The 18,903-nt window shown below is 70.3% G+C and carries 14 protein-coding genes; 5 read left to right on the top strand and 9 right to left on the bottom strand.

Annotation, left to right across the window (positions count from 1 at the left end; translation table 11 throughout):
* The first annotated feature begins 200 nt into the window (after positions 1–200).
* Complete coding sequence (mtnA, locus tag J2N69_RS06445) at positions 201–1,259, top strand: S-methyl-5-thioribose-1-phosphate isomerase (RefSeq protein ID WP_230899872.1); 1,059 nt, start codon at positions 201–203, stop codon at positions 1,257–1,259.
* 63 nt (positions 1,260–1,322) lie between these two features.
* On the opposite strand, the gene mtnB is transcribed toward mtnA, so the two are convergent.
* The 7 genes from mtnB to J2N69_RS06410 form a co-directional block, all read right to left on the bottom strand.
* Complete coding sequence (gene mtnB, locus J2N69_RS06440; RefSeq protein WP_230899871.1) at positions 1,323–1,937, bottom strand: methylthioribulose 1-phosphate dehydratase; 615 nt, start codon at positions 1,935–1,937, stop codon at positions 1,323–1,325.
* On the bottom strand, positions 1,934–2,656 hold the full coding sequence (gene mtnC / locus J2N69_RS06435) for an acireductone synthase (protein WP_230899870.1): 723 nt from the start codon (positions 2,654–2,656) through the stop codon (positions 1,934–1,936). Before mtnC ends, mtnB begins: the two co-directional genes overlap by 4 nt.
* Positions 2,653–3,255, bottom strand: a complete 603-nt coding sequence (locus tag J2N69_RS06430) for a 1,2-dihydroxy-3-keto-5-methylthiopentene dioxygenase (RefSeq protein ID WP_230899869.1) — start codon at positions 3,253–3,255, stop codon at positions 2,653–2,655. Before J2N69_RS06430 ends, mtnC begins: the two co-directional genes overlap by 4 nt.
* 150 nt (positions 3,256–3,405) lie before the next feature.
* Positions 3,406–5,016, bottom strand: a complete 1,611-nt coding sequence (locus J2N69_RS06425; protein ID WP_230899868.1) for a glycerol-3-phosphate dehydrogenase/oxidase — start codon at positions 5,014–5,016, stop codon at positions 3,406–3,408.
* A gap of 4 nt (positions 5,017–5,020) precedes the next feature.
* Positions 5,021–6,565, bottom strand: coding sequence for a glycerol kinase GlpK (gene glpK, locus J2N69_RS06420; protein WP_127912313.1), 1,545 nt, complete (start codon positions 6,563–6,565; stop codon positions 5,021–5,023).
* A gap of 119 nt (positions 6,566–6,684) precedes the next feature.
* A complete protein-coding gene (locus J2N69_RS06415; RefSeq protein ID WP_230899867.1) occupies positions 6,685–7,476 on the bottom strand; it encodes an MIP/aquaporin family protein in 792 nt (263 codons plus the stop codon).
* A 300-nt stretch (positions 7,477–7,776) separates the two neighbouring features.
* Positions 7,777–8,541, bottom strand: coding sequence for an IclR family transcriptional regulator (locus tag J2N69_RS06410; protein WP_230899866.1), 765 nt, complete (start codon positions 8,539–8,541; stop codon positions 7,777–7,779).
* Positions 8,542–8,826: 285 nt separating this feature from the next.
* On the opposite strand from J2N69_RS06410, the gene metH reads away from it, so the two are divergent.
* The 4 genes from metH to J2N69_RS06390 all read left to right on the top strand — a co-directional run bounded on the left by metH (position 8,827) and on the right by J2N69_RS06390 (position 16,800).
* Positions 8,827–12,366 carry a methionine synthase gene (metH, locus tag J2N69_RS06405; protein WP_230899865.1) on the top strand — a complete coding sequence of 1,180 codons (3,540 nt, stop codon included), beginning with the start codon at positions 8,827–8,829 and terminating at the stop codon, positions 12,364–12,366.
* 100 nt (positions 12,367–12,466) lie between these two features.
* Positions 12,467–13,201 carry an HAD family hydrolase gene (locus J2N69_RS06400; protein WP_230899864.1) on the top strand — a complete coding sequence of 245 codons (735 nt, stop codon included), beginning with the start codon at positions 12,467–12,469 and terminating at the stop codon, positions 13,199–13,201.
* A 341-nt stretch (positions 13,202–13,542) separates the two neighbouring features.
* On the top strand, positions 13,543–15,150 hold the full coding sequence (locus tag J2N69_RS06395) for an ABC transporter substrate-binding protein (RefSeq protein WP_230899863.1): 1,608 nt from the start codon (positions 13,543–13,545) through the stop codon (positions 15,148–15,150).
* Between the two features lie 63 nt (positions 15,151–15,213).
* On the top strand, positions 15,214–16,800 hold the full coding sequence (locus J2N69_RS06390; protein WP_230899862.1) for an ABC transporter substrate-binding protein: 1,587 nt from the start codon (positions 15,214–15,216) through the stop codon (positions 16,798–16,800).
* Between the two features lie 123 nt (positions 16,801–16,923).
* Here J2N69_RS06390 and J2N69_RS06385 read toward each other — a convergent pair whose 3' ends face one another.
* Positions 16,924–17,595: a response regulator gene (locus J2N69_RS06385; protein ID WP_127912309.1), complete on the bottom strand. Its 672-nt coding sequence runs from the start codon at positions 17,593–17,595 to the stop codon at positions 16,924–16,926.
* Positions 17,596–17,609: 14 nt separating this feature from the next.
* Complete coding sequence (locus J2N69_RS06380; protein ID WP_230899861.1) at positions 17,610–18,491, bottom strand: RecB family exonuclease; 882 nt, start codon at positions 18,489–18,491, stop codon at positions 17,610–17,612.
* Positions 18,492–18,903 lie beyond the last annotated feature (412 nt).

The following is an 18,903-nucleotide window of genomic DNA, read 5'->3' as shown; positions in this document are numbered from 1 at the left end:
CGGCGCGGCGACTGTCGCGGTCATGGGCTGGCCTCCTCGCACCGTGGATCGGACCGATCTGTCCTGGGTGGCGGTGAGAGTAGCACCGAGGTTCGGGCAGTCGCACGAACGTCTCGGAATGTGGTTCGCGCACGTCAGGTACGGTGACGGCACCCCTCCTCCCATGGCCAAAAACGCCCTATTCGTTCGGAGTTGAGCCCATGAACAGCCAGGAACTGCGCGCCGTGACCTGGACGGCCGCCGCGGGGGACGGCGCCCCGGCCGTGTCCCTCATCGACCAGACGTCCCTCCCGCACACGCTGGAACGGCTCGACGTCACGACGGTCGACGCGCTGATCGACGCGATCGTGCGCCTCGTCGTCCGCGGCGCCCCCGCGATCGGCGCGGCGGGCGGGTACGGAGTGGCGCTCGCCATGGTCCAGGGGGAGCGCGAGGGCTGGGACCGGGCCCGGCTGGACGCCGAGATCGCTCGCGTCCGCGCGGCCAGGCCCACCGCCGTGAACCTCATGGTGTGCGTGGACCGCGTGGCGGCGCGCGTCGACGAGGGCATCGCCGCGGTCCTCGCGGAGGCCGACGCCGTCGTACGCGAGGACCTGGAAGCCAACCACGCGATGGGCGCGTACGGCGCGGACTGGCTCCTCAAGCGCGCCGCCCCCGGCGCGGACCGCCCCCTGCGCGTCCTCACCCACTGCAACACCGGCGCCCTCGCCACGGCCGGCTGGGGCACCGCCCTCGGCGTCATCCGTGAACTCCACGCCAGGGGCCGCATCGAGGCGGTCTACGCCGACGAGACGCGCCCCCTGCTCCAGGGCGCGCGCCTGACCGCCTGGGAACTCGTCCAGGAGGGCATCCCGCACTACGTCCAGGCCGACGGCGCCGCGGCGGGCACGATCCTGCGGGGCGAGGTCGACGCGGCGATCGTCGGGGCGGACCGCATCGCGGCCAACGGCGACACCGCCAACAAGGTCGGCACCGTCGCCATCGCCCTGGCGTGCGCGCACGCGGGCATCCCGTTCGTGGTGGCGGCGCCCACCACGACGGTGGACCTCGGCACGGCCTCGGGCGCCGACATCCCCATCGAACTGCGCGGCGAGGACGAGGTGCTGGAGTGGTCCGGCGTCCGCACCGCCCCGGCGGCCTCGCGCGGCCACAACCCCGCCTTCGACGTGACCCCGGGCTCGCTGGTGACGGCGCTGGTCACGGAGCGGGGCGTGCTGGAGGTGGCGGCGGGGGAGCTGCCGGGCGCCCGCTTGCAGTAGCGCCCGCACCTTCCCCGCCCGAACCTGCCCCGCCCAGAACTCAGCGCTTCCTCCGCCCTGTCCTCAGCGCCGCGCCAGCTCCAGCTCAAGCAGCCACTCCACGACCTCGGCCCGGTGCCGCGCCTCGCGGGGGTCCGCGCCCCAGACGTAGATGCCGTGCCCGGCCACGACCACCGCCGGCATCCCCGGCTGGAGGGCGGCCTCCAGCCGGTCGCCCAGCTCGGTCATGTCCTGGCTGTTGGCGATCACCGGCAAGGTCACGGACACCTCGTGCGTCGGATGCCCGAGCCCCTTCAGCATCTCCAAACCCTCGAAGGGGATGCCGGCGGGGGAGCGCTGCCCCATGACCACCGACGCCACCGTATGGACGTGCACCACGGCGCCCGCGCCGGTGAGCCGCACCACCCGCGCGTGCAGGGCCGCCTCCGCCGAGGGGCGGCCCGGACCGACCGCGGCACCCTGACCATCCGTCACCACCACGTCCGCCGACGTGAGTTCGCCCTTGTCCCGGCCGCTCGCCGTGACCGCGAGCCGCAGCGGCTCCCGGGAGAGCACCAGGGACAGGTTCCCGGACGTGCCCCGCATCCAGCCGAACGACGCGAACCGCGCGGCCTCCGCGGCCAGTACGGCTCCGGCCTCCTCCACGTCCAGGGCGGCGGCAGGGGTGGTCTCGGTCATGAACTGCTCCTCGCGCGAAGGGTGATCTCGGAGAACCCGGAGACCTGGGCGTGGTCACCGAACTCGGCGTCGGCGTACGGCTCCCCGGCCCGGCGCACACCGGCCGTCCGCCAGCCCGCGGCCCGCGCCGCGTCCAGCTCGCCGGGCCGGTCGGAGAGGAAGAGCAGGCGTCCGGCGGCGTCGCCGGTGTCCGCGGCGATGGCCCGGTAGGAGCCCGGCTCCAGCTTGGGCCCCGCGTTCACGGTGTCGTACAGCCCGCTGACGAGCCCCAGCAGATCGCCTTCGGGCGAGTGTGCGAACCACGCCCGCTGCGCCGCCACCGAGCCCGACGAGTAGACGTACAGCCGGACGCCGTCCGCGTGCCAGCGCCGCAGGACCTCGATGACGTCGGGGTAGAAGTGCGAGACCAGCTCGCCGCGTGCGAAGCCCTCCGCCCAGAGGATGCCCTGGAGCGTCTTGAGGGGCGTGGCCTTGCGGTCCTCGTCGATCCACTCGCCGAGCACCTTCTCCACCCGCGCCGCGTCGGCACCGGGCTCACAGATCTCGGCCCGCACCTGGTCGACGGCCCGCGCCACCTCGGGCTCCGCGCCCCGCGCGGCCAGCAACTCCCCGAACCGCTCACGCGCGTACGGGTACAGGACGTCCACCACGAACCCGGTGGCGCTCGTGGTGCCCTCGATGTCGAGCACCACGGCGTCCACGTCGAACCGGAGACTCACGCCGCGGACCCCGCAGCACCCGCGTATGCCGCGTGGATCTCGTCGAAGTCGGGGAAGCGGTCCGCGATCGGGCTGCCCGTGAAGTTCCCGATCCAGCCGTCCTCCTCGTGGAAGAAGCGGATCGCGGTGAAGGCGGGGGAGGTGCCCATGTCGAACCAGTGCGTGGTGCCGCGCGGCACACCGAGCAGGTCGCCCTTCTCGCAGTACACGGCGTGCACTTCGCCGTTCACGTGGAGGTAGAAGATGCCCGCGCCCGCGACGAAGAAGCGGACCTCGTCATCGTCGTCGTGCGTGTGCTCGGCCAGGAACTTCTGGCGGGCGCCGGCCGCCTTCGCGGGCCACTCAGGAGACCCGTCGGGGTGCAGCGCCACCACGTCGACGGTCCGGAAGCCCTCTTCGGCGTTGAGCTTGTCGATCTCCGTGCGGTACGCGGCGAAGACGGTGTCGCTGTCGGCGTCGGCCGGGACGTCCTCGCGCACCGGCCACTGTTCGAACCGCACGCCTATCGGTGCGAGGGCGGCGGCGATCTCGGCCGGGTCCGAGGTGCGGCGGACGACGGTGTCGGGCCCGGCCTCCGGCCAGGTCGTCAGGAGAGTCATGAGTCACTCCAGGGCAGGTCGGACGGGTGTTCCCGGGATGGTAGCTCCCGGCCCCGGCTCGCCACAGGGTGTCCCAGTGCGTGGACGCGTAAGGGGCGGCCTCCAGGGAGGCCGCCCCTTACTACGTGACTACGTACTGCCGATGGACCGTCAGGCCTTCTTGCCCAGCAGGTCCTCGACCTTGCCCCGCACCTCGTCCGTGGCCAGGCCGCGGATCGTCAGGGTCGTGCGGCGGCGCAGCACGTCGTCCGCCGTCTCGGCCCACTCGTTGTCCCGGGCGTAGACGACCTGCGCCCAGATCTCCGGGGCGTCGGGGTGGACGCGCTCGGCCAGCTCCGGGTTCTCGTTGGCCAGGCGGGCGATGTCGAAGGAGAGCGAGCCGTAGTGCGTCGCCAGGTGCTTGGCGGTGTCGGCGGCCATGCGCGGGCCGGGTGCCGGACCGTCCACCAGCAGGCGGTGGGCGACGGCACGCGGGTTGGCGATGCCCGGCAGCGGCAGCTTCTTCGGCAGCTCGGAGATCGGCTCGTAGTCGTCGCCGAGCGGGTGCCCGGGCAGCGACTCCAGCTTCTTCATCACCGTACGGCCGATGTGGCGGAAGGTGGTCCACTTGCCGCCCGCGACCGAGAGCATGCCGCCCCGGCCCTCGGTGACGACCGTCTCGCGCTTGGCCTTCGAGGTGTCACCGGGACCGCCCGGCAGCACCCGCAGACCCGCGAAGGAGTACGTGATCAGGTCGCGCGACAGCTGCTGGTCGCGGATGGAGAACGCGGCCTCGTCCAGGATCTGGGCGGTGTCGGCCTCGGTCACCTTCACGTCCGCCGGGTCGCCCTCGAACTCCTCGTCCGTGGTGCCGAGCAGCAGCATGTCCTCCCAGGGGAGGGCGAAGGTGATGCGGTACTTGTCGATCGGGGTCGCCAGCGCCGCCTTCCAGGGGGCGGTGCGCTTGAGGACCAGGTGCGCGCCCTTGGAGAGGCGGATGGAGGGCGCCGCGTCCGGGTTCTCCATCTTGCGCAGGTGGTCGATCCACGGGCCGGTGGCGTTCAGCACGAGCCGCGCGTTCACGCCGAACTCATCGCCGCTCATGCGGTCCTTCAACTCCGCGCCCGTGACCCGGCCCCGGGTGAAGCGCAGGCCGGTGACCTCGGCGTGGTTGAGGACGGCGGCACCGGCCTCGACGGCCGCGCGGACCGTCATCAGGGCCATGCGGGCGTCGTTCATCTGGTCGTCGCCGTAGACCGCGACGGCCTTCAGGTTGTCGGTACGCAGCTCCGGCACGTCCTGCGCGGCCTTGGAGGGCGACAGCAGGTGGCCCACGCCGTCACCGAAGGCGGACAGCGCGCTGTACGCGAAGACGCCCGCGCCCAGCTTGGCGGCGCCGTGCGGGCCGCCCTTGTAGACCGGCAGGTAGAAGGTGAGCGGGTTCGCCAGGTGGGGGGCGACCTGACGGGAGACCGCGCGACGCTCGAAGTGGTTCTCCGCCACCAGCTTCACCGCGCCGGTCTGCAGGTAGCGCAGACCGCCGTGGAGCAGCTTGGAGGAGGCGGAGGAGGTGGCGCCGGCGAAGTCACCGGCGTCCACCAGGGCCACCCGCAGTCCCGACTGCGCGGCATGCCAGGCGGTGGAGATGCCCAGGATTCCGCCGCCGATCACCAGGAGGTCGTACGTCGCCTTGGAAAGCTGCTCCCGGGTCTCGGCGCGGCTCGGGTTGAGGCCGGCAGCCGGATGCGTCCCGAGGGCAGGGACGCTCTGCAGGGTGGTCATTGTCTTACTCCTCGCCACTCTCATCGAGCCAGCCCATCGACCGTTCCACGGCCTTGAGCCAGCTCTTGTACTCACGGTCGCGGGTGCCCGCGTCCATGTTCGGGGTCCATTCGGCGGCCCGCCGCCAGTTGGCGCGCAGTTCGTCGGTCGAGGACCAGAAGCCGACGGCGAGACCGGCGGCGTAGGCGGCGCCGAGGCAGGTCGTCTCGGCCACCATCGGACGCACCACGGGCGCGTCGAGGAAGTCCGAGAGGGTCTGCATCAGCAGGTTGTTGGAGGTCATGCCGCCGTCGACCTTCAGGGCCGCGAGCTCGACGCCGGAGTCCTTCGTCATGGCGTCGGTGATCTCACGGGTCTGCCAGGCCGTGGCCTCCAGGACGGCGCGCGCGATGTGCGCCTTGGTGACGTACCGGGTCAGACCGGCGATCACACCGCGGGCGTCGGAGCGCCAGTACGGGGCGAACAGGCCGGAGAAGGCCGGTACGAAGTAGGCGCCGCCGTTGTCCTCGACCGACGACGCGAGCGTCTCGATCTCGGCGGCGGAGTTGATCAGGCCCATCTGGTCACGCATCCACTGCACCAGCGAACCGGTGACCGCGATGGAGCCCTCCAGGGCGTAGACCGGCTTCTGGTCGCCGATCTGGTAGCCGACGGTGGTCAGCAGCCCGGAGTAGGAGTTGATGGCCTTGTCACCGGTGTTCATCAGCATGAAGGTGCCGGTGCCGTACGTGGACTTCGCCTCGCCCTCGGCGAAACAGGTCTGGCCGAACAGGGCCGCCTGCTGGTCGCCGAGCGCGGAGGCGACGGGGATGCCGCCGAGCAGGTCGCCGAGCTGTCCGCCGGTGACCTCGCCGTAGACCTCGGCGGAGGAGCGGATCTCCGGCAGCATCTGCTTCGGGACGCCGATGGACTCGCAGATGCGCTCGTCCCACTCCATCTTGTGGAGGTTCATCAGCATGGTGCGGGAGGCGTTGGTGACGTCGGTGACGTGCTTGCCGCCGTTCACCCCGCCGGTGAGGTTCCAGATGACCCAGGAGTCCATGGTGCCGAAGAGGATGTCGCCCGCCTCGGCGCGCTCCCGCAGGCCCTCGACGTTGTCGAGCAGCCAGCGGGCCTTGGGCCCCGCGAAGTAGGAGGCCAGCGGCAGGCCGGTCTCGCGGCGGAAGCGGTCCTTGCCGACGTTGCGCGCCAGCTCACGGCAGAGCGCGTCGGTGCGGGTGTCCTGCCAGACGATGGCGTTGTGCACCGGCTCGCCGGTGTTCTTGTCCCACAGCAGCGTGGTCTCACGCTGGTTGGTGATGCCGATCGCCTTGATGTCGTCGCGGGTGATCCCGGCCTTGGCGACGGCCCCGGCGACGACCTCCTGAACGTTGTTCCAGATCTCGGTGGCGTCGTGCTCGACCCAGGCCGGCTTCGGGAAGATCTGCTCGTGCTCCTTCTGGTCGACGGAGACGATCCGGCCGTCCTTGTCGAAGACGATGCAGCGGCTCGAGGTGGTGCCCTGGTCGATGGCCGCGATGAAGGGGCCTGCGGTGTGTGCGTCGGTCACGGTGTGCTCCAGAAGTTCTTTGCTGACGGCTCTCGGGCGTCTGCGGCGGTCATCCGTCCTAAGCGGTGGTCATCCGTCTTAAGCGGTCATCGGTCGCTGTCGCGGTTCCACTTGAACGCCTACTTGAAGGCGACGTTGTAGAGACCGCCGGCGATGGCGCCGCCGATCAGCGGGCCGACGATCGGCACCCAGGCGTACGACCAGTCCGAGCTGCCCTTGTTCGGCAGCGGGAGCACGGCGTGGACGATGCGGGGACCGAGGTCACGGACGGGGTTGATGGCGTAGCCCGTGGGGCCGCCGAGCGAGAGGCCGATGCCGACCACGACGAGCGCGGTGATCAGGGCGCCGAGGACACCGAGGCCGTTGCCGCCGTCGTTCAGGCCCTGCGTGAGGATGGCGAGGACCAGGACGACCGTGGCGATGATCTCCGTGACCACGTTCTGGAGGTAGTTCCGGATCTCGGGGCCGGTGGAGAAGATGCCGAGCACCGGGCCGGCGGCGGGGGCGGCCTTCTGGTCGACCATGCCCTCTTCCGCGGGCTGCGCGGCGAGGACCTCGGGGTCGGTCAGGTGGGCCTTGAACTGGCCCATGTACGTGACCCACACCAGGACGGCACCGATCATGGCGCCGAGGAGCTGCGAGGCCAGGTAGAGCGGAACGTTGCTCCACTTGGTGCCGCCCTCGATGGCGAGGCCGAGCGTGACCGCCGGGTTGAGGTGGGCGCCGGAGACGCCACCCGCGAGATAGGCGGCCGTCAGTACGGCGAAGCCCCACCCGAAGGTGATGGCGAGCCAGCCGGCGTCCTTGGCCTTCGAGCGCTTGAGCGTGACGGCGGCGCACACGCCGCCACCCAGCAGGATGAGCACGGCGGTACCGATGGTCTCGCCGATGAAGATGTCGGAGCTGGACACCCGCGACTCCTTTGTCCTTCGTCCAGGGGAAGGCGAACCCCGGGTCCCTCCGGTGGTCCGCGACCTCAGGTGAGGTCGTTGCCGGCCCTTGGCCTTGTCACACTCTAACGCGTAATGCCGGTAGGTGTTCGACAATGCCGACCGATGGACGCGAGTCTCGCTCTGGGGTTACTCGCTCGTCAAGAGTTCTGTTATTGAAAACACGATCGTTATTGATCGTTTCGCGTTATCGATGATTCCGCAGCTCGGCGGCGGCTCGCCGGGGCGGGACAAAGGGTCCGGGGGCGCCCCTGAGGCGGCTCAGAAGCGTCCGGCGCCGAGATCCCGGGAGACGGCGCGCGCGCAGTCCCGTACGGCGGCGATCAGCTCGGGGCGCAGCTCCCCGTCCTTGCAGACGCGCTCCACGGCGCCGGTGACGCCGACCGCGCCCACCGGCATGCGGCGCCGGTCGTGGATGGGCGCCGCGACGGACGCGATGCCCTCCCAGGTCTCCTCGATGTCCGCCGCGTACCCCCGCGCGCGCGTGAGGTCGAGGATGCCCTCGAAGCCCTCCGGGTCGGTCACGGTGCGCACGGTGAAGGCCTCGCGCTCGACCTCGACGGCTTCGTTGTGCGCGACCGGGTCGTAGGCCGAGAGGACCTTGCCGAGGGCCGTGGAGTGCAGCGGCTGCATGGCCCCGACCTCCAGCACCTGGCGGCTGTCGTCGGGCCGGAAGACGTGGTGGACGATCAGCACGCCCTGCTGGTGCAGCACCCCCAGGTGCACGCTCTCGCCGCTGGAGCGGGCCAGGTCGTCGGTCCACACCAGGGCGCGGGCCCGCAGCTCGTGCACGTCCAGGTAGCTGTTGCCGAGGCGCAGCAGTTCGGCGCCCAGCTGATAGCGGCCCGACGCGGGGTCCTGCTCGACGAAGCCCTCCGCCTGCAGGGTGCGCAGGATGCCGTGGGCCGTACCCTTGGCCAGGTCGAGCGCCGAGGCGATCTCGGAGAGGCCGAGCCGTCGCTCGCCGCCCGCGAGCAGCCGCAGCATCGCCGCGGCCCTTTCGAGCGACTGGATGTTGCGTGCCATCGCAGCCCCGACCTCCGTACCCTCGCACCCTTGACGTTCGACAATGCTGAACACTATCGGTCGTTGTCGACCTCCCGCTAATGCCCGGACAGCCCGTGTTGCTCCGCTTTCCCGTGTCAAGCACCTGTTCGAGCCAGCTCCGGGGCGCGCCTCCGCCCCTGTCCACCGCCGTCCGCCCCGTGGACGTCTTCCCCACGGGACCTTGGTCCCGGCTACCCTGACCGAGTGCGCCCTCCCCACAGAAGGCGCAAAGCCGACAGCCGTCGCACTCCAGGGAGTTCTTTCATGGCCTCGTCGCCGACCCCGTCCGCGCAGTCCACGCCCGTTTCGCCCGAGAGCGGGGCGCGGGCCGACGCCCTCCGTGAGGCCCTCGCCACCCGCGTGGTCGTGGCCGACGGCGCGATGGGCACGATGCTCCAGGCACAGGACCCGACTCTGGAGGACTTCCAGAACCTCGAGGGCTGCAACGAAGTCCTCAACGTCACCCGCCCCGACATCGTGCGCTCCGTGCACGAGGAGTACTTCGCGGTCGGCGTCGACTGCGTGGAGACCAACACGTTCGGCGCCAACCTCGCCGCCCTCGGCGAGTACGACATCCCCGAGCGCGTCTTCGAACTCTCCGAGGCCGGCGCCCGCATCGCCCGCGAGGCCGCCGACGAGTACACGGCCAAGACCGGGCAGCAGCGCTGGGTCCTCGGCTCCATGGGCCCCGGCACCAAGCTCCCCACCCTCGGCCACGCCCCGTACACCGCCCTGCGCGACGCCTACCAGCAGAACGCCGAAGGCATGATCGCCGGCGGCGCCGACGCCCTCCTGGTGGAGACCACCCAGGACCTCCTGCAGACCAAGGCCGCCATCCTCGGCGCCCGCCGCGCCCTGGACGCCACCGGCGCGAACCTCCCGGTGATCTGCTCGGTCACCGTCGAGACCACCGGCACCATGCTGCTCGGCTCAGAGATCGGCGCCGCCCTGACGGCCCTGGAGCCGCTCGGCATCGACATGATCGGCCTGAACTGCGCCACCGGCCCCGCCGAGATGAGCGAGCACCTGCGCTATCTGGCCCGCCACTCGCGCGTCCCGATCTCCTGCATGCCCAACGCGGGCCTGCCCGTCCTCGGCAAGGACGGCGCCCACTACCCGCTGACGGCGCCCGAGCTGGCCGACGCCCAGGAGACCTTCGTACGCGAGTACGGCCTCTCCCTGGTCGGCGGCTGCTGCGGCACCACCCCCGAGCACCTGCGCCAGGTCGTCGAGCGCGTCCGCGGCATGCAGACCCCGGCCCGCGACCCGCAGCCCGAGCCGGGCGCCGCGTCGCTGTACCAGACGGTGCCGTTCCGCCAGGACACCGCGTACATGGCGATCGGCGAGCGCACGAACGCCAACGGCTCCAAGAAGTTCCGCGAGGCCATGCTGGAAGGCCGCTGGGACGACTGCGTGGAGATGGCCCGCGACCAGATCCGCGAGGGCGCGCACATGCTCGACCTCTGCGTCGACTACGTGGGCCGCGACGGCGTCGCCGACATGGCTGAACTGGCCGGCCGCTTCGCCACCGCCTCCACCCTGCCCATCGTCCTGGACTCCACCGAACTCCCCGTCATCCAGGCGGGCCTGGAGAAGCTCGGCGGGCGCGCGGTCATCAACTCCGTCAACTACGAGGACGGCGACGGCCCCGAGTCCCGCTTCGCGAAGGTCACCGCCCTCGCCAAGGAGCACGGCGCCGCCCTGATCGCGCTCACCATCGACGAGGAGGGCCAGGCCCGCACCGTCGAGCACAAGGTCGCCGTCGCCGAGCGGCTCATCGAGGACCTGACCGGCAACTGGGGCATCCACGAGTCCGACATCCTCATCGACACCCTGACCTTCACCATCTGCACCGGCCAGGAGGAGTCCCGCAAGGACGGCGTCCACACCATCGAGGCCATCCGCGAGCTGAAGCGGCGCCACCCGGACGTACAGACCACGCTCGGCCTGTCCAACATCTCCTTCGGCCTCAACCCGGCCGCCCGCGTCCTGCTGAACTCCGTCTTCCTCGACGAGTGCGTCAAGGCGGGCCTGGACTCCGCGATCGTGCACGCCTCCAAGATCCTGCCGATCGCCCGCTTCGACGACGAGCAGGTCACCACCGCGCTCGACCTCATCTACGACCGCCGCGCCGAGGGCTACGACCCCCTCCAGAAGCTCATGGAGCTGTTCGAGGGCGTCTCCACCAAGTCCATGAAGGCCGGCAAGGCCGAGGAACTCCTCGCCCTGCCGCTGGACGAGCGCCTCAAGCGCCGCATCATCGACGGCGAGAAGAACGGCCTGGAGGCCGACCTCGACGAGGCCCTGACGGACACGCCCGCCCTCGACATCGTCAACAACACCCTCCTGGAGGGCATGAAGGTCGTCGGCGAGCTGTTCGGCTCCGGCCAGATGCAGCTGCCGTTCGTGCTCCAGTCCGCCGAGGTCATGAAGACCGCGGTCGCCTACCTGGAGCCGCACATGGAGAAGGTCGAGGGCGAGGAGGGCAAGGGCACCATCGTGCTGGCCACCGTCCGCGGCGACGTGCACGACATCGGCAAGAACCTCGTCGACATCATCCTCTCCAACAACGGCTACAACGTCGTCAACCTCGGCATCAAGCAGCCCGTCGCCGCGATCCTCGACGCCGCCGAGGAACACAAGGCCGACGTCATCGGCATGTCCGGCCTCCTCGTCAAGTCCACCGTGATCATGAAGGAGAACCTGGAGGAGCTGAACCAGCGCGGCATGTCCGCCGACTACCCGGTGATCCTCGGCGGCGCCGCCCTCACCCGGGCCTACGTCGAGCAGGACCTGCACGAGATCTACGAGGGCGAGGTCCGCTACGCCCGCGACGCCTTCGAGGGCCTGCGCCTGATGGACGCCCTCATCGCCGTCAAGCGCGGTGTGCCCGGCGCGGCCCTGCCCGAGCTGAAGCAGCGCCGCGTCCCCACCAAGGCCACCGCCGCGGTCCTGGCGGCCGACGAGGTGGAGGGACCCGCCCGTTCGGACGTCGCCACCGACAACCCCGTGCCCACCCCACCGTTCTGGGGCACCCGCGTCGTCAAGGGCATCCAGCTCAAGGAGTACGCCTCCTGGCTCGACGAAGGCGCACTCTTCAAGGGCCAGTGGGGCCTCAAGCAGGCCCGCACCGGCGACGGACCCTCGTACGAGGAACTCGTCGAGACCGAGGGCCGCCCGCGGCTGCGCGGCTGGCTGGACGAGCTGCACACCAAGAACCTGCTGGAGGCGGCCGTCGTGCACGGCTACTTCCCGTGCGTGTCCAAGGGCGACGACCTCATCATCCTCAACGACGACGGCTCGGAGCGCACCCGCTTCACCTTCCCGCGCCAGCGACGCGGCCGCCGCCTGTGCCTCGCGGACTTCTTCCGCCCCGAGGAGTCCGGCGAGACCGACGTCGTCGGCCTCCAGGTCGTCACCGTCGGCTCGAGGATCGGTGAGGCCACCGCCGAGCTGTTCGCCGCCGACTCCTACCGCGACTACCTCGAACTGCACGGCCTGTCCGTCCAGTTGGCCGAGGCACTCGCCGAGTACTGGCACGCCCGGGTCCGCGCCGAACTCGGCTTCGCCGGCGAGGACCCCACCGACGTCGCGGACATGTTCGACCTGAAGTACCGCGGCGCCCGCTTCTCGCTCGGCTACGGCGCCTGCCCCGACCTGGAGGACCGCGCCAAGATCGCCGACCTCCTGCAGCCGGAGCGGATCGGGGTCCACCTCTCCGAGGAGTTCCAGCTCCACCCCGAGCAGTCCACGGACGCGATCGTCATCCACCACCCGGAGGCGAAGTACTTCAACGCGCGCTGATCCGACCTCGGTCGTACACTGGTCGGTCCAGTGCAGGCCGGTTGCCCGTTGTCACCAGCGGGCAGCCGGCCTTCTCGTCCCTCATGGAAGGTGTGGTCGCATGACCAGTACGGTTCCGGCGTTCGGCACCCCTCTCCGCTCCCTCGGCCCCGCCGCCCAGCCCTCGGCCCCGCGCGTCGAGGAGGCCACGCTCCAGGGCGTCCTGCTCGACATGGACGGCACGCTCGTCGACACCGAGGGCTTCTGGTGGGACGCCGAGGTCGAGGTCTTCGCCCGCCTCGGCCACACCCTCGACGAGGCCTGGCGCGATGTCGTCGTCGGCGGCCCGATGACCCGCAGCGCCGGCTTCCTCATCGACTCCACGGGTGCCGACATCACCCTCGACGAGCTGACCGTGCTGCTCAACGACGGCTTCGAGGAGCGCATCTCCCGTTCCCTGCCGCTGATGCCGGGCGCCGCGAACCTGCTGGCCGAACTCGCCGCGCACGACGTGCCGATGGCGCTGGTCTCCGCCTCGCACCGGCGCATCATCGACCGCGTCCTCGACTCGATCGGCGCCCACCACTTCGAACTCACCGTCGCGGGCGACGAGGTGCCCCGCACCAAGCCCCACCCGGACCCCTACCTCCTGGCGGCGGCGGGCATCGGTGCCGAGCCCGCCCGCTGCGCCGTCATCGAGGACACCGCCACGGGCGTCGCCGCCGCGGAGGCCGCCGGCTGCCGGGTGGTCGCCGTGCCGTCGGTCGCGCCCATCCCGCCGGCCCCGGGGCGCACCGTCGTCCCCTCCCTCGAACACGTCAACCTTCCTTTCCTGCAAGGGCTCATGACCCTGTGACAGCTCCGCCCGCGAGCCGGTCCGGAGTGTGACGTTTCCCACTCCGGCGGGGGTCGACAGCGGGCCCGGTGTGTGCAGAGACCCCTTTTGGGGCCCCTGGGGCTGTGACCTTTGGTCCCGATTTGGTGGGAGCGTGCACGAAACCTTCCGGTGTCGGGTTATCGGTGCGTCCACGCCCCGTTTCACTGTGTGATGGGGGCTCGGCTCCCACCCCGGGCAACGGGCCAAGTGGTGCGGACTAATGTCGTCGCGAGAACATCGCCCCACCCCCCGTGCCTCCGTCAACCCACACCCCGCGTTGCGGGATTCACGGGACCCAAGAGCTCTGGAGAACGTCGAGCATGAACCGCAAGACTTTGGTGCTGCCGGCCGTCATCGGTCTGCTCGCCCCCGCTCTCGCCGCATGCGGCGGTTCGGGCAGCGGAGACGGCGACGACGCGATCACCGTCGGCACCACGGACGCGTTCGCCATCTCCAAAGAGGTCCCGGCCCCCTTCGACCCGGCGTACGCCTACGACGCCGGCTCGTGGAACCTGCTGCGGCAGACCGTCCAGACGCTGATGGCCATGCCGCGCGGCGGCGGCGACCCGCAGCCCGAAGCCGCCGAGAGCTGCCGCTTCACCGACACGGGCAACGAGCGCTACGCCTGCACCCTGCGCAAGGGCCTGACGTTCTCCGACGGCAAGCCGCTCACGGCCGCCGACGTGAAGTTCTCCATCGAACGCGTACGCGACATCAAGATCAAGGACCCCAGCGGTTCCGACGGTCTGGTGGCGAACGTCGAAGAGATCGAGACCCAGGGTGACCGCGGGGTCGTCTTCCACCTCAAGACTCCCGACGCGACGTTCCCGTTCAAGCTGGCCACGCCCACCGCGGGCATCATCAGCAAGGACCACTACAGCAAGAACAAGCTGCGCGAGGGCTTCGAGATCTCCGGCTCCGGCCCCTACACCGCGGAGCAGGAGGTCGAGGAGGACCGCCTGGTCAAGACGGTCTTCACCAAGAACCCCAAGTACAAGGGCCAGTTCACGCCGCAGAGCGACAAGGTGGAGCTGCGCAACTTCGCCGACACCGCGTCCATGGGCAAGGCCCTCGAGGACGGCGACATCGACCTGATGACGCGCACCATGTCGCCGCAGCAGGTCAGGGAGCTGGACGGCTCCTCGGACAAGAAGATCGACCTGGTCGAGATGCAGGGTCTGGAGATCCGCTACCTCGCCTTCAACACCCAGGCACCCACAGTCAAGAACAAGGCCGTGCGCCAGGCGATCGCGCAGATCGTCGACCGCGGCGCCCTGGCCTCCTCGGTGTACGGCTCGACGGCCGACCCGCTGTTCTCCCTGGTGCCCTCCAGCGTCACGGGCCACGCCAACTCGTTCTTCAACAAGTACGGCGACCCGAGCCCGGCCAAGGCCCGCTCGCTGCTCAACAAGGCGAACATCTCCACGCCGGTGAAGCTGACGCTCCACTACACCACCGACCACTACGGGCCGGGCACGAAGAAGGAGTTCGAGCTGCTGAAGAAGCAGCTGAACGACTCCGGTCTCTTCGACGTCTCGATCAAGGGCACGCCGTGGAGCACGTTCCGCGCGGCCGAGCGCGACGGCAAGTACGACGTGTACGGCATGGGCTGGTTCCCCGACTTCCCGGACGCCGACAACTTCCTCGCGCCCTTCCTCGACAAGGACAACTTCCTCGGCTCGCCGTACGTCAACCGCGACATCAACGACCAGCTGATCCCCACCTCGCGCCGTGAGGCCGACCGGCTGACCGCCTCCAAGAGCATCCGCAAGATCCAGGACATCGTGGCCGAGGACGTCCCGGTGCTCCCGCTGTGGCAGGGCAAGCAGTACATCGCCGCCCGCGACGACATCACGGGCGTGCAGTGGGCCCTCAACTCCTCTTCCAACCTCCAGCTGTGGGAACTCGGCCGCGGCGTGAGCGGCTGACCCCCCACCTCGCAGCCTCCCCCACAGGTTCCACCGAACGACCTCGACAACTAAGGCACGTACGTGAAAAGTCGTAACCAGTGGCTGGTCCTCCCCCTCACGGGAGGGCTCGCCGCCGCCCTGCTGACCGGCTGCGGAACGGAGTCGGGCGGGGCCGGGGACACGGGTGACGCGGTCGTGATGGGGATGTCCGACGACGTCCTCGCCACCGACCCGGCATCCGGCTACGACCCCGGGTCGTGGCTCCTGTTCAACAACGTCTTCCAGTCCCTCCTGAGCTTCCCCAAGGGCGCCACGGAGCCGCAGCCGGAGGCCGCCAAGAGCTGCGGCTTCACGGACACGGAGGCGAAGGTCTTCAAGTGTGAGCTGCGTGACGGGCTGAAGTTCAGCAACGGCAACGACCTCACCTCGAAGGACGTCAAGTTCTCCTTCGACCGCATACGCAAGATCAAGGACGACGCGGGCCCGGCGATCATGTTCCCGATGCTCGACAGCGTCTCGGCCCCGAACGCCAAGACCGTCGTCTTCCGGCTCAAGTACCCCGACGCGACCTTCCCCAGCAAGATCGCCTCGGGCGCCGGTTCGATCGTGGACCACCGCGAGTACGACATGAACGGGCTGCGCAAGGACGGCAAGGCGATCGGCTCCGGCCCCTACAAGCTCGACTCGTTCGACAAGGAGCAGGCGACCTTCTCCGTCAACTCCTCCTACAAGGGCACCGCCAAGGTCAAGAACGAGGGCGTCGCGCTCAAGTTCTTCCACGGCGACCAGAAGGGCCTGAAGAAGGCGCTCCTGGACCACGAGATCGACGTGGCCTACCGAGGTCTCGCCGCCGCCGACATCGCGGACATCGAGCAGGACACCTCCGAGGCCGGCCAGGCCGTCGACATCGTCGAGGGCAGCAGCGCCGAGGTGCAGCACCTGGTCTTCAACATGAAGGACCCGGTCGCGGGCAAGCTCGGCGTGCGCAAGGCCATGGCCTACCTCCTGGACCGGGAAGCCCTCGTCCAGGAGGTCTACCAGAACACGGCCACGCCGCTGTACTCGATCGTCCCGGCGGGCATCGGCGGCCACAACACCGCGTTCTTCGACACCTACGGCGCCCGCCCGCAGCGCGCGAAGGCCGCCTCCGCCCTGCGCGCCGACGGCATCGACGGCAAGGTCAAGCTGACCCTCTGGTCGACCCCGACGCGTTACGGCCCGGCCACGGACCAGGAGCTGACGGCCATCGCCAAGCAGCTCAACGCCTCCGGCCTCTTCGACGCCGACGTGAAGTCCGTGGAGTTCGAGCAGTACGAGAAGGACATCGCCGCCGGCAAGTACGGCGTCTACGTCAAGGGCTGGGTGCCGGACTACCCGGACCCGGACAACTTCACGCAGCCCTTCTTCGGCAAGGGCAACGTCCTCGGCAACCACTTCGAGAACAGCCGGATCACCGGGAAGATCATCCCCGGCACGGCGACCGAGAGCGACCGCACCAAGACCGACAAGCAGTACTCCGAGCTGCAGGACATCGTGGCCGAGCAGGTGCCGGTCCTGCCGGTCTGGCAGGCCAAGCAGTACGCGGTCGTCCAGGACAGCGTCTACGGCCTGGAGTCGTGCCTGGACGCGTCGACGGTCTTCCGCTTCTGGGAGATCAGCAAGGGCTGAGCCCGCCCGATGGCGCCTGACCGCGCCGACCGTGCAGACGACGGTGGCCGCCCCCTCCCGGGGACGGCCACCGTCGTCGTTCGTCGTGCCTCGTTCTCGTGCGCCGTGCGTCGTGTGAGCGGGTCACTGCGCGCCGGGACGCACCAGCCCGCTCTCGTACGCGTACACGGCGGCCTGCACCCGGTCGCGCAGGCCCAACTTCGTGAGCACGTGCCCGACATGGGTCTTCACGGTCGTCTCGCTCACGAAGAGGTCCGCGGCGATCTCCGCGTTCGACAGCCCGCGGGCCACCAGCTTCAGGACCTCCACCTCACGGTCGGTGAGCGTGTGCAGGGTGTCCGGCACCGGCTCCTCGCCGGACGGCAGGTGCGCGGAGTACTTGTCGAGCAGACGGCGCGTGATGCTCGGCGCGAGCATCGCCTCGCCACCGGCGACCACGCGGATCGCCTGCACCAGTTCGTTCGCCGGGGCGTCCTTGAGGAGGAAGCCGCTGGCGCCGGCGCGCAGCGCCTCCACCACGTACTCGTCCAGGTCGAAGGTGGTCAGCACCAGGACCTTGGCCGGGCCGTCGCGGCCGGGGCCGGTGATCTGCCGCGTCGCCTCGACGCCGTCCATCCGCGGCATGCGGATGTCCATGAGCACCACATCGGGCTGGAGCGCCCGCACTTGGTCGAGAGCCTGGAGGCCGTCTCCGGCCTCGCCGACGACCGCGATGTCCTGCTCGGCCTCCAGAATCATCCGGAACCCGGTGCGCAACAGCGGCTGGTCGTCGACCAGTAGGACGCGGATCGCCACGTAACTCTCCTTAGCTAGCCCGGGCCCATTCTGCCCTGCTCGCCCTCGGCGGACTCCGGCGCCCTGAGAGGAAGCGGATACGGCGGGGGAGTCCCCCCGAACTCGGGACAGACCGCCTGATGGTCGCACCAACCGCACAACTTGGTCGGCCGGGGCCGCCACTCGCCCGTCACCGTGGCCCGCTCGATCGCCTCCCAGAGCGCGAGCAGCTTCCGCTCCACCCGCTCCAGGTCCGCCACGACCGGGTCGTACGTGATCACGTCACCGCTGCCCAGATACACCAGCTGGAGGCGGCGCGGGACGACGCCCTTCAGCCGCCAGACCACCAGGGCGTAGAACTTCATCTGGAAGAGCGCGCCCTCCGCGTACTCCGGACGCGGGGCCTTGCCCGTCTTGTAGTCGACGATGCGGACGTCCCCCGAAGGGGCGACGTCGACGCGGTCGATGATGCCGCGCAGCTTCAGGCCCGAGGCCAGCTCGGCCTGCACGAACAGCTCGCGCTCGGCCGGCTCCAGGCGGGTCGGGTCCTCCAGGGTGAACCAGCGCTCGACGAGCTTCTCCGCGTCCGCCAGCCAGCGCGCCATGCGCTCGCCCTGCGGATCGTCGGCGAACAGCTCGGTCAGCTCGGGCTTCGCCTCGCGCAGCCGGTCCCACTGGCCGGGGATGAGCGACTTGGCGCGCGGCGCCGTGCGCTCGCTCGCGGGGGCGTCGAAGAGCCGCTCCAGGACGGCGTGCACCAGCGTGCCTCTCGTGGCGGCCTCGCTCGGCTTCTCGGGCAGCTTGTCGATCACCCGGAACCGGTAGAGCAAGGGGCACTGCATGAAGTCGCCCGCGCGCGAGGGCGACAAAGATGCCGGGCGCACGGCCGCCGCGGCACCGTCGGTGCTGGTTTCCATGAGGACAGACCCTACGACCCGCCACTGACAACGGCCGCATACCATCGACGACAGACCCTCTCGCCCTGCATGATCGTGCGGGTAATCGCGCCATACCGGGCGAGGGACGCTTCGAACGAGGGGACATCGTGGACGAGAGCGGCGAGAGCGGCAGGCCGCAGTCCGACGGCGCCGAGGGGCTGAGGCCGAGCGGGACGGACGGCTCCGCCGAGCCGACGCGCCCGGACAACACCCCGCAGCCCCCACCGCGCCCGGCGGACACCCCCGCCGCCCCGGCCCCGAACCCCCGACCGGAGCCCCCCGCCCCTGTGACGAAGCCCGCAGAAACCAACGCCAAGCCCGAACCAACGGCCACCCCGGAACCCACCCCCGGCCCGGACCCCCGGCGAACCACTCCGACGCCTGCGGTCGA

The organism is Streptomyces huasconensis, from assembly GCF_021028635.1.
Lineage (GTDB): Bacteria > Actinomycetota > Actinomycetes > Streptomycetales > Streptomycetaceae > Streptomyces > Streptomyces huasconensis.
This window is presented reverse-complemented; position numbering and strand designations above follow the sequence as displayed.